A 19804-nucleotide genomic window follows, 5' to 3' on the forward strand; every position below is an offset into this window, starting at 1 on the left:
ACAATTAAGAGATACATTCTTAAAAAATTACAATTTAGTAAAATTTAATTCCCTTTGGTTTTTAAAACCAAAATTTGTGACTTGTTCAAGGTCTTTTCTCATCTAGAAATTGATTACTTTTGTAGAAAATACCTTTTTGTATGTCAATTGACCTTTCTACAATAGATCCCAAACACAATATAATTATAAAAGGAGCACAAGTACACAACCTAAAAAATGTGGACGTTGTTATTCCTCGCAATAAATTAGTGGTCATTACAGGTCTCTCGGGTTCTGGAAAATCCAGTTTGGCATTCGACACCTTATATGCCGAAGGGCAGCGACGCTACGTAGAGAGTTTGTCCTCGTATGCAAGACAATTTTTGGGGCGGTTAGACAAACCAAAGGTAGAATACATCAAAGGAATTGCTCCCGCAATTGCTATTGAACAAAAGGTAAACACCACCAATGCCCGTTCTACAGTAGGAACCTCAACAGAAATTTACGATTACATCAAGTTATTATTTGCTAGAATTGGTCGAACCTATTCGCCTGTTTCAGGTCAGGAAGTCAAAAAAAATACCGTTACCGATGTGGTTACTGATGTAAAAAGTTTGGCACTTGACAGCAAATGGTTGCTCCTCGCTCCTATTCATCTCGAAGAGGGTCGCGCACTCGAGGACAAACTAAAAGTACTATTACAACAAGGATTTGCTAGGGTTTTAATCAACAACGAAATGGTTCGGCTCGATGATTTAACAGGCGCTGACCAGCATGATTTAGATCATAAAGACCTGCTTTTGATTATAGACCGAATTGTTGTAAAAGAGGAAGAAGAATTTTTTAATCGTTTGGCCGATGCTGTGCAAACCGCTTTTTTTGAAGGAAAAGGAATTTGTTTCTTGCAGGAATTAAACTCGGATAAAAAATATTCCTATTCGAATAATTTTGAATTGGACGGTATTTCTTTTCTGGAACCTAACGTTCATTTATTTAGTTTCAACAATCCGTATGGGGCGTGTCCGGTGTGCGAAGGCTACGGCAACATCATAGGAATCGATGCGGAGTTGGTAGTTCCCAATACCACTTTATCCATTTTCGAGAATGCTATTTTTCCGTGGCGTGGTGATAGTATGAGTTGGTTTCGAGACGAATTAGTCAATAGTGCCTACAAATTCGATTTTCCCATTCACAAACCCTATTTCCAACTTACCGATGCCCAAAAAGAACTGCTTTGGACTGGAAACAAATACTTTCAAGGGCTGAATGCTTTTTTTAAAGAATTAGAAGAAAAAAATTATAAAATCCAAAACCGTGTCATGCTCTCTCGCTACCGAGGCAAAACCAAGTGCTATTCCTGCAAAGGAAAACGCTTGCGCATAGAGGCTTCTTATGTAAAAATAAATGGCAAAACAGTTTCGGATTTAGTAGATTTGCCTATTAAACATTTGGTTACTTTTTTCAAAAACAGCACTTTGGATGTGTACGAAAAACAAATTGCCAAACGATTGTTACTCGAAATTAACAATCGGCTGTCCTTTTTGACCGAAGTAGGCTTGGATTATCTGACCTTAAATAGAAATTCGGCAACACTTTCTGGTGGCGAATCACAGCGTATTAATCTTGCCACTTCGCTAGGAAGTAGCCTTGTTGGGTCGATGTATATTCTGGATGAACCTAGCATTGGTTTACACCCCAAAGACACCGAGCGCTTGATCAAAGTATTGCTCTCCCTGCGGGATTTGGGCAATACCGTTATTGTAGTCGAGCACGATGAGGACATCATGAAAGCTGCTGATATGATCATTGATATTGGACCCGAAGCAGGCACTTTGGGCGGAAATTTAGTAGCACAAGGCACCTACGCCGAAATTCTACAATCGACTTCGCTTACCGCTAAATACCTCAACGGAGATTTAGAAATTGCTGTTCCTAAAAAAAGACGCACTTTCAAGAATTATATTGAAATAAAAGGGGCAAGAGAAAACAATTTACAAAACATTGACGTCACGTTTCCGCTGGATGTTTTAACCGTAATTACGGGCGTTTCTGGAAGTGGAAAAAGTACTTTGGTCAAGAAAATTTTGTTTCCAGCTATGCAAAAAAAACTCGATAATGCGGGTGAAAAAGCAGGTCAGTTTAGCGAAATGACGGGTTCTTTTTCGCAAATAAAACACATTGAATATGTTGATCAAAACCCAATTGGACGGAGTTCTCGTTCCAATCCAGTAACGTACATCAAAGCTTATGACGATATCCGAGAATTGTATGCCAAAGAAAAACTATCCAAAATAAGAGGCTACCAAGCCAAACATTTCTCGTTTAATGTCGATGGCGGACGCTGCGAAACCTGCAAAGGCGAAGGGTCTATCAATGTTGAAATGGTTTTCATGGCCGATGTTCAATTGCCCTGTGAAACCTGTAATGGACAACGTTTCAAGAAAGAAGTGCTAGAAATTACTTTTGATGGCAAAAACATACATGATATACTCACCCTCACTATTGATGATGCTATTGCTTTTTTTGCCAAAAACAAACAAACTAAAATCACCCAAAAACTACAACCACTTCAGGATGTAGGATTGGGATATGTACAATTGGGGCAATCCTCCTCTACTTTATCTGGTGGAGAGGCACAACGGATAAAACTGGCATCGTTTCTAGTAAAAGGAGTGACCAAAGAAAAAGCATTGTTTGTGTTTGATGAACCTACAACAGGATTACACTTTCATGACATCAAGAAATTACTAGCTTCCTTTGATGCCTTGATTGAAAAAGGGCATTCTATTCTAGTAATTGAGCACAATCTAGATTTGATAAAATGTGCTGATTGGGTAATTGATTTAGGCCCAGAAGGTGGCGAAAATGGAGGATTAGTTCTCGCCGTAGGAACTCCAGAAGAAATTGTAAAAAACAAAAAATCAGTAACAGCACCCTATTTAAAGGAAAAATTATAACAAACGCTAGACTTTTTCCATATAACAATCTTCTTCAAAAGGAACACCGTCCTCATCGATTGCAACTAATATTTTTTTGGTTTTGGTCGAAACTTGGCTTAAATAAATCCAAGCCAAAGACCAAATTCCTAAAGTAGCACAACTCATCAAAAAATGAGAATAATGATCTATTTTTTTGCCTTCGCGTTGCAAAACTATAAAAGGTAACTTGTCATTTTGCTCCACTATTTTGAATCCTTTGTCCAATCTATTGCTTAAAATAGCTGAAAATTTTTGTGTGTTTATATCTGACATAAATAGTGTTCCCATCTTTTTCTCTTTTTAAATGAATAGCCTTTAAAAAATAGTTCTTCCATAAGTAACAGTACAAAAATAAGCCGTTTATCCACTCTTGTCAATACCGGAAATTAGTGATTTTTCAAAAAAGATTTAAAGGCTATTTTGTGTTTTATTTGGCAACAAAAATAACCCATGCAATAGCTTTTATTGTATCTCAAAAGTTAAGAAATCATTAGTAAAACAGATCAAATTGCTTGTAAAAGCGGCATTATTTGCTATTTATTTTTCACAACAAAAACAGGAGTTTGAACATCGGTGCTCAAATAATTTTCGGGAATGGTAGTTTTGTTACCATCTCGAAGTGCTTTGTAATGTGGCGACATAATTTCAATGCCCTCTTCATTAAAACAATCCTGAATATTTTGATGCAAATGAGAATATATCAAAGGTTGTTGGGTGGCAGCTTTTGTGTAAGCATTGATTTCATACGAAACATAAAAATCATCTAAACTCGTTTGCAACACAAAAGGCTGCGGTTCTTTTTCTAATAAATCGGTTCGTAATGCGGCATTAATAAGAGCTTGATGAATGCTTTTCCAGGGCACATCGTAACCAATAGTTACGGTGGTATGAATCACTAATCCATGGGTATTGGCTTTGGTATTCGCCGAAAAATTAATAGAGGAACTTGATAAAACTGTCGCATTTGGGATCGTAATATCTTCTTTTTTTGGGGTTCTAATTCGGGTGACCAATGCCGTTTTCTCAATAACTTCACCGCTTACATCGCCAATTTTTATAAAATCTCCAATTTTAAACGGTCGCATGTATGTAATGACCAAACCTGCAACCATGTTGGCAATGGCATTCGAGGATCCTATCGAGAATAAAACCCCAACAAATACCGTAACTCCTTTGAAAATGGGCGAATCAGACCCCGGTAAATACGGAAAAATAATAACTAACATGAACGCATACATCAAAACCTTAACGATATGGAACGTTGGTTTTGCCCAATCGCTATAAAATCCATCGATGTTGATGTTTTCTTTTTGAATTTCATCAACAAAATACTTGATGATTTTTAAAGCATATTTAAAGAGAAAAACAATTACCAAAATTGAAAATAAATTAGGCAAGAATGCGACAAATCCCATTAAGGCTGTCTTGGCTGGTTTCAAAATCCAATTCAAAAGCGTCGTTGTATATTCCTCTGTAGCCGGAAAAACACTAAAAAGTAACGGCAATGACAGGTAAACTGTCAAAATTAAAACCGCAATTCGCAACAGGTCTATTGTTTTCAAAACCAATTGTAATTGTTGACTTGTGGACAACAAATTGAAATTATTGAGTTTTACCCCTTTAAAATGCTTTTCGTCATTGCGAATCAAAAAATACTTTAAACGCCGAAAGAGTACATTTATAAAATACAAAACCAATCCAATAAGTCCTAAAAACAAGAGTTCTAATGCAATGCGTTTCAAGAAGTTAAAAGTCGTATTATTTGCTTTTTGAAAAAGGATAGCTTTGGTAATAATCGAGCGATTTTTGTTCATCAAAACGGAACGGTCTAACCCCACGCTTTTGGCATCAAAATCCGTTACGGAAAGGATAATGAAATCCCTTTTATAAACCAAATCCAGACTCAAATCACTTGTTGAAATTTGCAACGAATCGGGTTCAAAAAACGGATCTTCGTACAACTGCGTAATGCGTTCTGAAATGGCTTTGGCTCTATTTTGAGCCGTAAACGAACCTATTTTTTGATACATAAAAAGCAACGTATCTTTAGAAAGAACAACTGGAAAACCAGTAATGGCTGGGGTAGTTTTGGTAATAGAATCCGTTTGGGGCAATGCGCGATTGACGGTATTGCCAACAGTGCTTTTGGTTATTTTTACTTGAGAAAACACCATTCCTGTTCCCCAAATTAAAAAAACAATACTACAGAAAAAATTACTTATTTTCATTTTCAAAGGATTAGAAATTGGTACTTACACGTGCAGTTTATAGAACTCAAAACGCTTTTAAACCCGCATTTAAACGTTCGTAAGTAACAAATATAAAAAACAAAACGGAGTATTTTTGTCCTGAATTGTTTTTATTCCTTCCAAAAAAAAAAATTATTTGATTTTAAACTTTTTGAAAACCAGATCTATAGCGGCATTAATTTCGGTAGAAATCACAAATTTATAATTGAGATAAACATACACTATTGTTATCAAAATTGATTTTAATGCAATAGCAATTATGGGATGAAAAGGAAATTGCCAAAAGTAAAACAACAGAAATAAAACCATAGTAATTGCAATAGAATACAAGGTTTGATTGGTAAAAGGATACAAATCCATGCGTTTTACGACAAACAATAATTTGGCCAAACTGTAGATTGTGATGGATAATAATGTAGCAAATGCGGATCCCATAATTCCATAAATTGGGATAAAAATCATGTTCAACACAATTGTTAAAACGACTAATCCAACGCCCAAAAACAATACTGTTCTGTAATATTTAGTATTAAAAATGATGGCGTTATTGTTACCTAAAATCAAATCGAAATATTTAGAAAGTCCAATCATAAAAACGACCAAAATACCACCGCTATACTCTTTTGGCACCATTTCGTACAACTGATTGATATTGACAAAAATTCCCAACATGACCAAACCGCCCACAACCTGTAGATTGATAGATGTTTTCTTATACAAATTATTAAGTTCATCGTGCTTGTTTTCGTGCATTAATTTAGCCGTAATAGGATACACAATTTGGTGCATGGCACGACTTGGCACCGAAATCACCAATGCAATATACGTTGCCACCGAATAAAAAGCGATGTTTTCAATGTGCATGTATTGATTGAGAATCATTTTGTCGCCATCCAAAAGTAAATTCGCAACGCTTCCTGACAGAATGATATAAAAAGTATAGATCAAAATTTCCTTTGTATTCTCCGGTATCGAAAACTGAAAACTAGGTTTCTGAATGCTAAAAGCATAAAACATAGTCACCAAAAAAGCCAAAAAATACAAGACCGCGGTAGCATACACAAAGCCTTCGACCGAAAGCCACTTGTAGTAAACTCCAATCAACAAAATCAGTGAAAACAATCGCAAACCAACTTCCTTGATAAAATTCCCAAAAACAGAGTGCATGTGTACGCGCAACCAAGCATAAAAAATCTCAAAATAAGCCATACACAATCCTATAAAAGGAATCAGCCAAATGTAGTTTTTGACGATGGCATTTTTTTTGGATAAAAAAAACAAAATCTCATCATAAAATAAAAGTCCAAGAATAAGCAATGGAATTATTAATAGAAAAGGAAATAGCACCGTAAAGGATAAAAATTTAGATTTCTCGTCTTCGGTTTTGTATTGCGAATAGTACCTAACCAAGGTATTTTGCATCCCAATGGCAAACAAAGGCATGATTACATTGGCGCAAGAAGTAATGTAATTTGTCAAACCATAAAATGTCGCTCCAAGAAAAACTGGATACAAATAAATCGTGTTGATGCCACCAATTCCAAAACCGATGTATGTGATTATAGTGTTCTTTAAAGACTGATTTAATACGATTCCCATTTATAAATTTGGAGATTAGGCGTTAGAAGTAAGGAGCTTTGCCAACTCATTGGTCAAATTTTTCCTAGAATAGTGTTGCAAACCAACGGCATTTGATTGCAATTTCCCTTCCAAAAACTGATTATAAAAGCCCAAAATTACACTTTTAAGTTTTGTTTTCTCGGAATAATCAAAAAATACACCTGTATTCGTGTTGGTAATGATTTCGGCAAAATCGGATCCTTTAGGACCAATGGCAATAATAGGCCTTTCGGAAACCATGTATTCAAATAATTTCCCCGGAATAATACTTTTGGTATCTTCAGAATCAATTTCTATGAGCAGTAAAACCTGTGATTTTCGTTGCTGAACAATCGCTTCTTGATGCGAAACGTAGCCCAAATTATTCAAATAGGAATGCAATCCAAATTGATGGATGGTTTCTAAAACTTCTTGACTAACGGCTCCAATCAATTTTAATTCCAAATGTGTTTTGAAGTCAGGAATTTCGTTGAGCAATTCGACTAGGACTTCCCAAAGCATTTTTGGATTTCTTTCCGAAAGAAAAGAGCCGATATGCGCCAAAGAAAAAGCCGTGTCCAACGCCTCTTTTGCCACATTTTCAAAGTCATAGCCATTTGTAATTACCGCAATTGGTTTGCTGGTAAGTGCATGAAACTCGGTTTTGGTGGTTTTGCTAGTCACAATAATTGCATCGGCAGCATTCAAAACTTGGTGTTCTAATTTTTTATGTTTTTGCGCAGCAAAAGCCGATAATCGTAAGGATTTATGATACCCAATCGTGGTCCAAGGATCTCTAAAATCAGCAAACCATTTTACGTTTTGTTTTTTTTGTAATTGAAAACCAATCAAATGCAAACTGTGCGGTGGCCCAGATGTGATGATGGTTGTGATGTTGTTTTCTTGAATGTATTTTTCTAAAAAAGCTACCGAGGGTTTGACCCAAAAAACACGCGCATCTGGAATGAAAAGATTGCCCCGAATCCAAAGAAAAATTTTATCCAATAAGGATTGCTTTTTTTGGTTGGGAATAATTCCAGAGCTAATTTTTTTGGTTTTATTCTTCGAAAAAAAGGAAGCCAATTGATAGGGTTCAAAAATGGTATGCTTTAGAATAATTGCCTTATTGGAAACTTCTTCTAACAACTTTTCGTCAATAATGGGGTACGTTGGATTTTCTGGAATGTAAACAATCGGTTGAATACCAAAATCAGGTAAATATTTGACAAACTTCAGCCAGCGTTGTACCCCCGGACCGCCTGCAGGTGGCCAATAGTAGGTTATGATAAGGATTTTTGTCCCCATAACCCCCAAAGAGGGCATTCCTGAATTGTCAGTAGTATTTGTTTTCATTAATGACAATCTTTATTGATTTTTGCTTTTTTCAAAAGATAAGAAATCTCAATAATAGCGATCAATTTTTCAAAACGTTGTTGGGGTGTCATTTTTTTAATCTCTTCAATGTATCGAATTTCCATTTCAGAAGGATGCTCATGATGTAAGGTAGTTGCTTTCATCTTTTTTTAATCAAATTTAATAAATTAACAGCAACTATTTTGAACGCTTTTTTCTTTCAACATAAATCCCACCTAGTACAAGCAACAGCATTCCAAAACAGCTTATCAAAGCTATCGATCCTCCCGTTTTGATGACTTGCGGCTCAAACTTGAACACAACGGTATGTTTTCCCGCCGGAATTTGCAACGCTCTCAAAACATAATCTACTCTCAAAATAGCAGTTTCTTTGCCATCAATAGTCGCAATCCAACCGTTTTTATAATACATCTCGGAGAAAACTGCCAAACCAGCATTTTGATTATTGGAGGTGTATTTTATATAATTGGGTTTGTAAGTAGCTACCGTTATTGTCGCCGAACTGTCTTTGGCGAAAGCCTTATTTTTAACTTCAAACTCATTGGCATTAACAATCGCTATGTTTTTGGAATCCAATTTATCCAAGGATTTCATTTCCTCATCCGAGGTATTTACTGCCTTCATTTCTTTTACAAACCACGCATTTCCATTGGCATTCGGGTTCGAAGTAGGAAATTCTTTATTCTCTTTATCGGTTTGAATTACGTATTTTACATTGAGCATGTTCAGGATTTCCATATTGTTTTTAGCAATTTGGTAATCAATTAATTGTTGCATTCTGCGAGGTCGAACTGCGCTGTACCCCCCAATTGATTTATGAAAATAGGATGCTCTTGCTCCCATTAAATCTTGCACTTCAAAAACGCGGTAAATCGAAGTGTCTTTTAGAATTTCAAGATCCGAAGGTTTGGCCTCAAAAGGGACTTCAACAGCTCTTGCATCCTTAAAATCTTTCCCAGAAACGTATTTTTTGTCTACAAAGAACAGATCCAAAATCATAAGTATCCCAACCAAAATAATGGTGGTGTTTTGTGCCAAACGTTTTTTGATAAACAACCACAAAGTAGCAGCTGCAACTAGTATAAAGAAACCTGAACGCAATAAATCCGCATTAAATAATGTTTTCCGATCTTCCTTGAGGGCATCCACAAAACTAGGCCCGTAACTTTGAAGAAAATAACTATCGCTACCGCCTGAAAAACTAAATAGCCCTTTGCAACCCAACAAAATCAACAAAATACCCATACAAAAAACAACAGTTTCTAGCAAAGCTTTGGATTGTTTCTCTTTTTCTAAAGTAAAAAAAGCGTGCAATCCCATAATGGCCAAAACTGGCAAACACAATTCGAGAATAACTTGTATGGAGGAAACGGCTCGAAATTTATCGTACATTGGCACGTAATCGATAAAGAAATTGGTCAATGCGCCAAAGTTTTTTCCCCAAGAAAGCACCAACGAAGCTAGTGCTCCAGCCAAAAATACATATTTGATTTTGCGTTTATCAGCAAACAAAGCCAAAATTCCTAAAAAGAAAACAATCGCTCCTATGTATGCTGGTGCAGCAACTATAGGTTGATCGCCCCAATAAGTGGGCATGGCACCCACAAAATCAGTCGCTTGTGCTTCTGGAACGCCTTGACCAATCATGAATTCATACATATGACTATCCGTTCCAACGGCTTCACTATTGGAACCCCCAAAAAGTCGTGGTGCAATCAAGTTAAAACTTTCGGCTATTCCGTAACTGTATTCGGTAATATAATCGTGGGTCATGGCACTATTGGTCGTACTTTTGGAACCATCAGGATTAAAAGTGAGTTCACTTTTGCTTCTAATACTAAAACCCGCATACTCTGATGTGGCCAATAAATTAGTCGCATTTGCCCCAATTGCCAAGATTCCTGCAACTGCCAAAACACCAAACGAAAGCAGTAACGACTTATATTCTTTGGCTTTTAGCCCCAAATAAATAAAATAACCAGAGACAATAAGCAATAACAACAGTAAATAATAGGTCATTTGAAAGTGGTTCGCATTGAGTTCTAATGCTACGGCAAACATGGTGAGTAAACCGCCCCACGTATATTTTTTTTGGAAAACCATAACAAAACCAGCAATAACAAGTGGCATGTAGCCTATGGCATGCGCTTTGGCATTGTGTCCCACGCCCAAAATAATAATCAAATAGGTCGAAAATCCAAAGGCAATAGCTCCAATAAATGCTTTGAGAGGATCTATTTTTAAAACCAACAACAACCCATAAAAACCAAGAAAATAAAGGAATAAATAATCCGCAGGGCGTGGCAAAAACCGCAACATATCGTCGATTTTCCCAATGTAATCGTGCGGATAATTGGCACCCAACTGATAAGTTGGCATACCACCAAAAGCAGAATTAGTCCAATAGGGCTCTACATGATCCGTCGCTCTAAAATCATTTTGCTCCTTTGCCATTCCCGTATATTGGGCAATATCCGATTGCGCTATTTGCTTGCCTTGTAGCACGGGATAAAAATAAATTACAGAAATCAGGATAAAACCCAATATGGCTAGGGCGTGCGGGTAAAACTTGTGGAGTATTTTCAAGGGAATCGGGTTTGGATTATAAAAATAATTTGCAATTGACGGCAAATTTAATCTATTTCTTCGTAATCCACATAGTCTCCCACTTTTTTGGTCTCGCGAGATTTTTTGGCATTGGCGGTATCTATAATGACTTCATCATTATTTTTGGTTTTGCCCCAAGTGGTATTTTGAGCATTTTGTTGTTGCTGCTGAAAATTTTGCCCTGCTTTCTCGACTACTTTTTTTACGAGCAAAGGCAAAAACAACTTGGCCAAAAATTTAAAAACGTAATAAAAAATATAAATAAATAAAATTGTTTCTATGATAGTATTAAAACCTGACGTTTGCATAATCGAATATTTTTTTCAAAATTAATAAATCAAACGTTCAAAATTAAATTAACATTCTTAAATAAATAATAAAATATAGTACATTTGAAATGCGTTATCACATTTGAATCCAAAAAACAATACTATGTTCAAAATCAAGATTGCCACTATTTTTGCCGTTCTATTGCTTCCAATGGCGCATTATGGTCAACATACGGATCAAATAAACTCGAACAGACCTGGAGAAACCATGTCCGCATTTGCGGTAGGAAAATCAGTAATTCAAGTCGAAACCGGTATTTATGGCATCAAGCAACACCACGAATTATTGAATTATGACGCTAACGGATTTGGATTGGATTTTACCTTACGCTGGGGATTATTCAAAGAAAAACTGGAACTAATTGCCGATTTACAATATCAAAACGAAAAATACACCACTTTGTTGAGTAGTACCAATAAATCGGCACTGAAACAAACCGTTTTGGGAGCTAAATATTTGTTGTATGACCCTTTTAAAAACTACGAAAAAAAACCTAATATTTATAGTTGGAAAGCCAATCACGCCTTTGATTGGCACCAAATGATTCCGGCGGTTTCGGTATTTGTAGGCGCAAATTTTACGGGAGCAAATAATCCGTATGCTGCCACTATAGAATCGAGTATTTCGCCAAAGATTATGTTGATAACACAAAATCATTTTGGCGATGGCAAATGGGTATTTGTAACCAATATCATTGCCGATTATATTTCGACAGATTATCCTAGTTACGGTTATGTCCTTACTATGACACGCGGTTTTAATGACAAATGGTCGGGATTTATAGAAAATCAAGGTTTCAAAAGTGACTTTTATAGTGATGCCATTGTACGTGGTGGTGCTGCTTACTTGCTCAACAAGGACATGCAAATAGACGCCTCCATAAGTACTAGTGTCAAGAATACGCCTTCTATTTTATATGGGGGTTTTGGGTTTTCGTGGCGGTATGATGCCAAATACAAAGAAGTCCGAATGCCTATAGATGGAGGAAAAAAGGATAAATCATCCAAGAAAAAAGAGAAAAGCAAAAAACGCAAAGACGCAATAGAACCCATTCCAGACAAACAATAATGATTAGTATACACGAAGCCAAAACTTAAATTATATAAGAAAAATATTTTTAAAATAACTAAAAAAAGCTTATTCAATAACAATAATTCATTAAATTTGAATGATTTATGTTAAAATCTAAAACAACTAATTTTATTATTTAATTTATGAAAACAAAACAAAACAAAACAAAATTTGAAATTTCAAAAGTGATTAGGTTGTGTTTCAAAAACATCTATTTGTTCTTTTTAGCAATAGTTTTTTTAGCATCTTGCAGTAAAGACACACCTGTCAACATTGAATTACAAAATAACTTAAATGAAGTTCCAAAAACAACCATCATTGAAATCGCCCAGAAAATTTTCAAAAATTCTGGTTCTATAAATAGTCGTGTTGTAAATAGCAACAAAACAATAAAGGAGATAGTCGAACATCAAACAAATAAAAATAAAACTGCTTTTTATGTTATCAACTACAACGAAGGTGGTTTTGCAGTTATCGCTGCCGATAATAGAGTTACACCTATTTTGGCTTATTCTGATTCAGGAAGTTTTTCATCTATCCCTTCTGAAATTATTTCCCCAATCAAAGACTGGATAATTGCGGAAAAAGAGCAAATCCAGTATGTAATAGACAATAATCTTACACAAAACAAAGACAGAAAGCTGGAGTGGGAAAAAGTAACTGAAAATAATTCCTTATTACAAGTGAAAGGAACAAGTATCTCCGCAAGAGAACCTCTACCTTCCCCTAAAGATTGTCCTGACACGAGTGTTATTAAAGGACCTTTAACAACAACTATTTGGGGACAATCCAATGGATATAACAATTTAGTTACAGTAAATTGTAATCCAACATATCAAAATGCTGGAAAAGCAGTTACTGGATGTGTAGCTACTGCAATGGCACAAATAATGCGATATTTTCACAAACCAAATACATACAATTGGGCGAATATGCCGAATGACGGTAGTGGCAGTTTTGCATCCACAGATATACAATCATTGATGAGAGATGCAGGTTTGGCTGTAAATATGAATTATGGTTGTATTGAATCTGGGGCATATGCTAATGCTATTGCACCAGCACTTAAGAATACTTTTGGATATACGAATGCTTCTTTCACAACCAATTACGACTATAATATTATTACCAATAACATAAATGTAAACAAACCTGTAATTCTATGTGGATCCGGCAGTAATGGTGGTCACGCATGGGTATGCGACGGATATAACAGCTCAACATATTATGAAAAAGATACTGCTGGAAATTGTACGGGAATAGCTGTAACGACACTTTATCTACATATGAATTGGGGATGGTATAGTAGTAACAACGGTTATTATGCGTTCGATAATTTCAATCCATACATCTATACCTTTAACAATAACAGAAGCATCATATATAATATCAATCTCTAACACTTCACTATTATGAAAAATGTAATATTTATCTTTATGGCGCTACTTTTGAATTCATGTAGTAACAACGAAAAATCTATTAATGGTACAAATGTTGACACTGTTATTAAAGTATCGCTCAAAAACAGTCAAGGAGTAGATATTTTAGGAAATGAAAAATATCCTGAAAACACTATTTATGCAGATTATCTCATAAATGGTAAAATTATTAAAGATGTTAGCAATGCCTATATATCTGACAATCCTAACAATGTTCGTTTCATTAATCAATCAGGAATTCATACTGTAATGATTTATTTAAATAGTGCAGCATCCGAAGAGTATCCAGTAACTTACATTCATTGGAATGCTACCGATACAGATACAATAAAAGCCCAATATACAAGGTCAGGCGGTTCAGTTGTATTGAGCGACAGTTGGCTTTTGAAAAATGGGGTTTGGAAGGAAATAAGCCAAGGAGAAATAACTATTGTAAAATAGACAATCAAAAGTATACTAACTTAAAGTCCATTAATTTGGACTTTTTTTATGCGCAAAAGTTAGTTATATTCGTAGCCTAGATAAAAAATCACAAATGATTACCATACACGAAGCCAAAACCAAAAACGAGTTAACACAATTCATCAAATTTCCTTTTTCCTTATATAAAAATAATGCCTATTGGGTGCCTCCTATTATTGCTGATGAGTTAGAAACATTTGACAAAACCAAAAATCCCGCTTTCGAAAATGCCGAAGCGTATTTTTATACCGCTCAAAAAAACAACCAAATTGTAGGTCGAATTGCCGCCATCATCAACTGGGATGAAGTAAATGGACAACAAAAAAAGAAAGTACGTTTTGGTTGGTTTGATGTCATTGATGATCTGGAAGTAACCCAAAAACTCCTTGAAAAAGTATACGAACTGGGCAAAAAAAACAATCTCGATTACGTTGAAGGCCCCATGGGATTTTCAAATTTAGATAAAGTTGGTGTATTAACGGAGGGTTTTAAGGAAATTGGCACCATGATTACGTGGTACAACTTTCCGTATTATGCAACTCATTTTGAGCAATTGGGATTTGTTATGGAAAAAGAATATCTCGAAAACAAATTCCCGTTTGTAAATGTAAAACTAGAATTTTTTGACAAAGCCCAAGAACTTATCAAAAGACGCTACCAACTCAAGGCTTTGAACTTCAAGAAAACAGCCAATGTCTTGCCCTATGTGGACAAAATGTTCGATTTATTCAATGCTTCTTACGCCAGTTTATCATCGTTTGTGGCCATTACCGACATTCAGAAAGACTATTTTAAGAAAAAATACATCAGCTTTATCAATCCGGAATACATAAAATTTGTAGAAGACGCAGCCGGAAATCTTGTTGCTTTTGCCATTGTAATGCCCAGTTTTTCCAAAGCTTTACAAAAAGCAAATGGCAAATTATTCCCTTTTGGTTTTCTGCATTTAATTAATGCTAGAAAAAACAGTAAGGATGTTACTTTTTACCTCATAGGCGTACATCCTGACTATCAAAACAAAGGAGTTCACGCCATTATTTTCAAAGAATACCACACCACTTTTACTGAAAAAGGAATTCAAAACTGTATTCGAACTCCCGAACTAGCGGATAATCATGCCATTCATTTACTTTGGAAAAACTTTAATCCAACCATTCATTGCCGCCGAAAAACATTTAGAAAAAACCTTTAAAATAAATTGGTTTTCGCTATTCCATGACGTTCGTTAGCTATTATTTTTCTAAATTTGGGTGATTCAAATCAACACCTCAAATCAAAAAAATAATCCTATGAAATCAAGATATTATGTAGTGCTTGGACTTTTCTTTACTTGCCTTCTGGCATCGAATGCCCAAAATAAAACCGAAAAACCAAAAGAATTTAAAGTAGCTTTTGAGGAATTCACACTAGAAAATGGACTTCACGTCATTCTTCACACCGATAAATCCGATCCTGTTGTTGCCGTTGCGCTAACCTGCCATGTGGGTTCCGCTCGAGAAAAAGCGGGACGAACTGGATTTGCACACTTATTTGAACATTTACTTTTTTTGGAATCCGAAAATTTAGGCAAAGGAGGACTTGATAAAATGAGTGCCAAAATTGGTGGTTCAGGTGCCAATGGATCCACGAGTAGAGACCGTACGAACTACTTTCAAACTGTTCCAAAAGATGCACTTGAAAAAATGATTTGGGCCGAAGCCGATAAATTAGGCTACTTTATAAATACCGTGACCGAGCCAGTTCTTGCCAAAGAAAAACAAGTGGTTAAAAACGAAAAAAGACAAAGTTATGACAACCGTCCTTATGGGCATAATATGGAGATAATTGATGCTAATTTATACCCGCCAACGCATCCTTACAATTGGACAGTAATTGGCTCGCTCGATGATTTACAAAATGCCACACTGCAAGATGTAAAGGATTTTTACAATCGCTGGTATGTTCCTAATAATGTAACGCTCACTATTGCAGGCGATTTTGATACCAAACAAACCAAAGAATGGGTCAAGAAATATTTTAGCGAAATCAAACGAGGCGAAGCGATTCCAGTAATGCAAAAGCAAGCAGTGACTTTGACCGCCACCAAAAAACTGTATTACGAGGACAACTTTGCGCGCTTGCCATTGCTAACATTAGTCTGGCCAACAGTGTACCAATACCATCCAGATAGTTATGCGCTCGAAGTTTTGGCGACCTATTTGACCAAAGGCAAAAAAGCACCTTTGTACAAAACGTTGGTAGAGGATAAAAAACTGACCGATGCCGTAACCCTAGAACAATACAACTCGGAAATAGCAGGACAATACATCTTGAGCGTGACTGCATTTGACAAAACCAACTTGAATACGGTACAAAACGGTATCGATGAAGCCCTGAAAAACTTTGAAAAAGAAGGCATTTCCACCGAAGACCTCAACCGAATAAAAGCCAAACAAGAAACTGATTTTTATACCAATTTATCTAGCGTTTTAGGAAAAGGATTTCAGCTTGCACAATATGAAATTTTTGCGGGAACACCTGATTTTATTAACCAAGATGTCAAAAACATTCTTGCCGTAACGCCACAAGATGTGATGCGTGTCTATCAAAAATACATTCAAGGAAAACCATTTGTAGCCACTAGTTTTGTTCCAAAAGGGCAAACGAATTTAGTCCTAAACGAATCTGTTTTGGCTCCCATTGTAGAGGAAAAGATAATCGAAGGCAAGGAAGAAACTTTTGATGCCAGTATTGCGGCAACCTACACTAAAACGCCTTCCAGTTTTGACCGAACCAAAGAACCCAACTACGGCGAAAGCCCTGATTTACAATTACCAACCGTTTGGAAATCAACACTTACATCAGGATTGTCTGTTCTAGGAATCGAAAATCACGAAGTGCCGCTGGTACAATTCCAGTTGGAACTCAAAGGCGGCATGCTTTTGGAACAAAAAAACAAAATTGGTGTTGCCAATCTTTTGGCTTCGTTACTTACAAAGGGTACTCGCAATAAAACGCCACAACAACTCGAAAACGCCATCGAAAATCTTGGTGCCACTATAGAAGCCAATGCTACCGATGAATCGATTGTTGTAAGCGGCACTACCTTGTCCAAAAATTACACCGTAACCTTGCAACTCGTTCAGGAAATCCTCTTGGAACCGCGTTGGGATACCACGGAATTTGATTTGATTAAACAAAGTACTTTGAGCCAAATCACACAACAAAAAGCCTCTCCAAATAGCATTGCAAGAAATGAATTTAAAAAATTAATTTTTGGCAGCGATTGCATCCTTGCCAACAACCGCATGGGTACCGAAAGTTCCCTAAAAGTAATTACGCTTGACGATTTAAAAAACTTTTACACCCAAAATCTATCGCCTACTGTAGCTACTTTTCAAGTTGTGGGAGCCGTTTCAAAAGCAACGGTAACCCAATCGCTAACGGCATTAAACAAAAAATGGAAACCTACAAAAGTTACTTTTCCAGAACTAAAGATTGCCGATGCGCCCACTACAGCAACACTTTATTTTTATGATGTTCCTGGAGCAAAACAATCGGTTATTCAAATTGGGTATCCAGCATTGGCAGCCACTGACGTGGATTTTTACCCCGCAACAATTATGAATTACCGTTTGGGTGGCGGTGGATTTGCCTCGCAGTTGACACAAGAATTGCGCGAAAGCAAAGGATATACGTATGGAATTCGTTCGGGTTTTGATGGGTCAACTACAAAAGGTGCTTTCTTAATTTCAAGTGGCGTTCGTTCGAATGTAACCTATGAATCCGTTCGTTTAATTAAAGAAATTTTAGAAAACTACGGCAAAAATTTTGATGCCAATGACCTAGAAATAACCAAAAGTTTTTTGATAAAAAGCAATGCTAGAGCATTCGAAACATTAGACGCAAAACTGGGAATGCTCCACGAAATTAGCAACTATAACTATGCTGACGACTATATAAAAAGCCAAGAGAATACCGTAAAAAACAGTACAGTTGCGGCTATAAAAGCACTTTCGAATACCTACTTGAATCCAAACAAAATGATTTACCTCGTGGTTGGCGATGCCCAAACACAACTCCAGAAATTAGAAGAAATAGGTTTTGGAAAACCAATACTTTTGAACACTTTGGAAGAGGATTCCAAAAAATAATTGCTTTTAGGAAGGGATAATAATTGTCAGTAATACTAAAAATCGTAAACAAAAAAATAGGAGTTATAAAACCGCTGTAGTACTATAACCAGATTTTTTGTAAGTCAAAAAAACCAACAAACATTATTTTTGCAACTAATTCAGTTTTATTTGTTAAAAAAAAGTATTTTTATATCTCATAAACAACCACTTTTACTATGAAAAACGTTCTAGTTTCCTTTGCTATTGTGTGTTTCTCGTTTGGTACCGCAAGCGCACAACAAAAATTGCCTTCCAATTTTTATTCTCAAAAACTACCCAATGGGCTAGAAATTCTAGTTATTGAGGACAATACCGTTCCGCTAGCTACCATAGAAATTGTAGTCAAAAACGGTTCTTATACCGAGGATGCGGATTACAATGGTTTGAGTCACATGTATGAACACATGTTTTTCAAGGCCAACAAAGACTTACCATCCCAAGAACAATTTTTGAAACGGGTTCAAGAGCTTGGAATTGCTTTTAACGGAACGACATCGCAAGAACGGGTAAATTATTATGTGACTTTGACCAAGGAAAAATTGAACGATGGATTGCAATTCATGAATTCGGCAATTCGATATCCTTTGTTTTTAGAACAAGAAATGAAAAATGAATTGCCCGTGGTAAATGGCGAGTTTCAAAGGAATGAATCGAATGCATTTTTCTTTCTAAACAACGACATGAACAAAACTATGTGGGGCAAAAATTACAGTCGGAAAAACCCCATTGGCGACCACGACATCATATTGAGTTGCACGCCCGAGAAAATGAAAATCATTCAAAACAAGTTTTATTACCCTAACAATTCCATGATTGTCGTTGCTGGCGATGTCAATCATACCGATGTGTACCAAAAAGTGGCCGCCATTTATAGCGATTGGAAACCGAGTGATTTTGATCCATTTACCAAATGGTCTATCCCGGAATTTGAACCCTTAAAAGAAAACATTCATCAAATTACGGTCAACGAGAATGCACAAGTACCCGCCTTTGAGATTGGATATCATGGCCCAGATACCCGCAATGACATACAAGCAACCTATGCCGCCGATGTGTTTTCGACTATTTTAGGGCAAGCTTCCTCCAAATTTCAAAAGGATTTAGTAGAAAGCGGATTGGCAAATCAAGCCATTCTTAATTATGGAACCTGCAAATACGTGGGGCCAATCACTATTTTTTTGATTCCAAATCCAAAAACCATTAAAGAGGCTTACAACAAACTACAAGAAAACATTTCGCAATGGGAAGATCCTGCTTATTTTACGGATGAACAGCTAGAAACAGCAAAAAACTTATTGGTAATTCAGGATGCTTATGGCAAAGAAAAAACGAGTGATTATTTGCATTCAGTTACTTATTTTTGGGCGAGTGCCACCATCGATTATTATGTGAATTACAATGAAAATGTAAAAAAAGTAACCCGAGAAGACATTCGTAATTATGTTAAAAAATACATTACCAATCAGCCTCATGTTACAGGTTTATTGATTTCACCCAGTATGAAAAATGCTGTCGAAAGTGCTGGAATATCCTATAAATAATCATTTACATCTAAAAATAAG

At 36.1% G+C, this 19804-nt stretch carries 14 protein-coding genes; 7 read left to right on the top strand and 7 right to left on the bottom strand.

Translation table 11 applies throughout. The features are described 5' to 3' along the window. The first annotated feature begins 140 nt into the window (after positions 1–140). On the top strand, positions 141–2936 hold the full coding sequence (uvrA, locus tag FNW21_RS02355) for an excinuclease ABC subunit UvrA (protein ID WP_144255142.1): 2796 nt from the start codon (positions 141–143) through the stop codon (positions 2934–2936). Between the two features lie 6 nt (positions 2937–2942). Here uvrA and FNW21_RS02360 read toward each other — a convergent pair whose 3' ends face one another. The 7 genes from FNW21_RS02360 to FNW21_RS02385 all read right to left on the bottom strand — a co-directional run bounded on the left by FNW21_RS02360 (position 2943) and on the right by FNW21_RS02385 (position 11094). Beyond that, entirely contained in the window at positions 2943–3245 is a 303-nt protein-coding gene (locus FNW21_RS02360) for a hypothetical protein (RefSeq protein ID WP_144255143.1), read from the bottom strand. Between the two features lie 245 nt (positions 3246–3490). Next, positions 3491–5185: a mechanosensitive ion channel family protein gene (locus FNW21_RS02365; protein WP_235889575.1), complete on the bottom strand. Its 1695-nt coding sequence runs from the start codon at positions 5183–5185 to the stop codon at positions 3491–3493. A 153-nt stretch (positions 5186–5338) separates the two neighbouring features. Further along, on the bottom strand, positions 5339–6805 hold the full coding sequence (locus FNW21_RS02370; RefSeq protein ID WP_144255144.1) for an oligosaccharide flippase family protein: 1467 nt from the start codon (positions 6803–6805) through the stop codon (positions 5339–5341). Between the two features lie 15 nt (positions 6806–6820). After that, on the bottom strand, positions 6821–8158 hold the full coding sequence (locus tag FNW21_RS02375; protein WP_235889576.1) for a glycosyltransferase family 4 protein: 1338 nt from the start codon (positions 8156–8158) through the stop codon (positions 6821–6823). Beyond that, the gene (locus tag FNW21_RS16250) at positions 8158–8322 is read right to left on the bottom strand and encodes a hypothetical protein (protein ID WP_185963870.1); all 165 of its coding nucleotides are present in this window, start codon (positions 8320–8322) and stop codon (positions 8158–8160) included. Before FNW21_RS16250 ends, FNW21_RS02375 begins: the two co-directional genes overlap by 1 nt. A gap of 34 nt (positions 8323–8356) precedes the next feature. Then, complete coding sequence (locus tag FNW21_RS02380) at positions 8357–10765, bottom strand: YfhO family protein (protein WP_144255145.1); 2409 nt, start codon at positions 10763–10765, stop codon at positions 8357–8359. Between the two features lie 47 nt (positions 10766–10812). Beyond that, a complete protein-coding gene (locus FNW21_RS02385; RefSeq protein ID WP_144255146.1) occupies positions 10813–11094 on the bottom strand; it encodes a DUF4834 family protein in 282 nt (93 codons plus the stop codon). A 124-nt stretch (positions 11095–11218) separates the two neighbouring features. Here FNW21_RS02385 and FNW21_RS02390 point away from each other — a divergent pair, with 124 nt between their 5' ends. The 6 genes from FNW21_RS02390 (at position 11219) to FNW21_RS02415 (ending at position 19783) form a co-directional block, all read left to right on the top strand. Then, complete coding sequence (locus tag FNW21_RS02390) at positions 11219–12184, top strand: transporter (protein WP_144255147.1); 966 nt, start codon at positions 11219–11221, stop codon at positions 12182–12184. Positions 12185–12330: 146 nt separating this feature from the next. Then, positions 12331–13587, top strand: a complete 1257-nt coding sequence (locus tag FNW21_RS02395) for a C10 family peptidase (RefSeq protein ID WP_144255148.1) — start codon at positions 12331–12333, stop codon at positions 13585–13587. A 12-nt stretch (positions 13588–13599) separates the two neighbouring features. Continuing rightward, the gene (locus tag FNW21_RS02400) at positions 13600–14067 is read left to right on the top strand and encodes a hypothetical protein (protein WP_144255149.1); all 468 of its coding nucleotides are present in this window, start codon (positions 13600–13602) and stop codon (positions 14065–14067) included. Between the two features lie 94 nt (positions 14068–14161). Continuing rightward, complete coding sequence (locus FNW21_RS02405; RefSeq protein ID WP_144255150.1) at positions 14162–15280, top strand: GTP cyclohydrolase; 1119 nt, start codon at positions 14162–14164, stop codon at positions 15278–15280. Positions 15281–15377: 97 nt separating this feature from the next. Next, the gene (locus FNW21_RS02410; protein ID WP_144255151.1) at positions 15378–18221 is read left to right on the top strand and encodes a M16 family metallopeptidase; all 2844 of its coding nucleotides are present in this window, start codon (positions 15378–15380) and stop codon (positions 18219–18221) included. A 197-nt stretch (positions 18222–18418) separates the two neighbouring features. Further along, positions 18419–19783 carry a M16 family metallopeptidase gene (locus FNW21_RS02415; RefSeq protein ID WP_144255152.1) on the top strand — a complete coding sequence of 455 codons (1365 nt, stop codon included), beginning with the start codon at positions 18419–18421 and terminating at the stop codon, positions 19781–19783. Positions 19784–19804: the final 21 nt, after the last annotated feature.

It is taken from the genome of Flavobacterium restrictum (genome assembly GCF_007097245.1).
GTDB lineage: Bacteria > Bacteroidota > Bacteroidia > Flavobacteriales > Flavobacteriaceae > Flavobacterium > Flavobacterium restrictum.

Coding starts and splice junctions, on each gene's coding strand:
- uvrA (WP_144255142.1), top strand. CDS start 141: ATGTCAATTGACCTTTCTACAATAGATCCCAAACACAATATAATTATA.
- FNW21_RS02360 (WP_144255143.1), bottom strand. CDS start 3,245: ATGGGAACACTATTTATGTCAGATATAAACACACAAAAATTTTCAGCT.
- FNW21_RS02365 (WP_235889575.1), bottom strand. CDS start 5,185: ATGAAAATAAGTAATTTTTTCTGTAGTATTGTTTTTTTAATTTGGGGA.
- FNW21_RS02370 (WP_144255144.1), bottom strand. CDS start 6,805: ATGGGAATCGTATTAAATCAGTCTTTAAAGAACACTATAATCACATAC.
- FNW21_RS02375 (WP_235889576.1), bottom strand. CDS start 8,158: ATGAAAACAAATACTACTGACAATTCAGGAATGCCCTCTTTGGGGGTT.
- FNW21_RS16250 (WP_185963870.1), bottom strand. CDS start 8,322: ATGAAAGCAACTACCTTACATCATGAGCATCCTTCTGAAATGGAAATT.
- FNW21_RS02385 (WP_144255146.1), bottom strand. CDS start 11,094: ATGCAAACGTCAGGTTTTAATACTATCATAGAAACAATTTTATTTATT.
- FNW21_RS02390 (WP_144255147.1), top strand. CDS start 11,219: ATGTTCAAAATCAAGATTGCCACTATTTTTGCCGTTCTATTGCTTCCA.
- FNW21_RS02395 (WP_144255148.1), top strand. CDS start 12,331: ATGAAAACAAAACAAAACAAAACAAAATTTGAAATTTCAAAAGTGATT.
- FNW21_RS02400 (WP_144255149.1), top strand. CDS start 13,600: ATGAAAAATGTAATATTTATCTTTATGGCGCTACTTTTGAATTCATGT.
- FNW21_RS02405 (WP_144255150.1), top strand. CDS start 14,162: ATGATTACCATACACGAAGCCAAAACCAAAAACGAGTTAACACAATTC.
- FNW21_RS02410 (WP_144255151.1), top strand. CDS start 15,378: ATGAAATCAAGATATTATGTAGTGCTTGGACTTTTCTTTACTTGCCTT.
- FNW21_RS02415 (WP_144255152.1), top strand. CDS start 18,419: ATGAAAAACGTTCTAGTTTCCTTTGCTATTGTGTGTTTCTCGTTTGGT.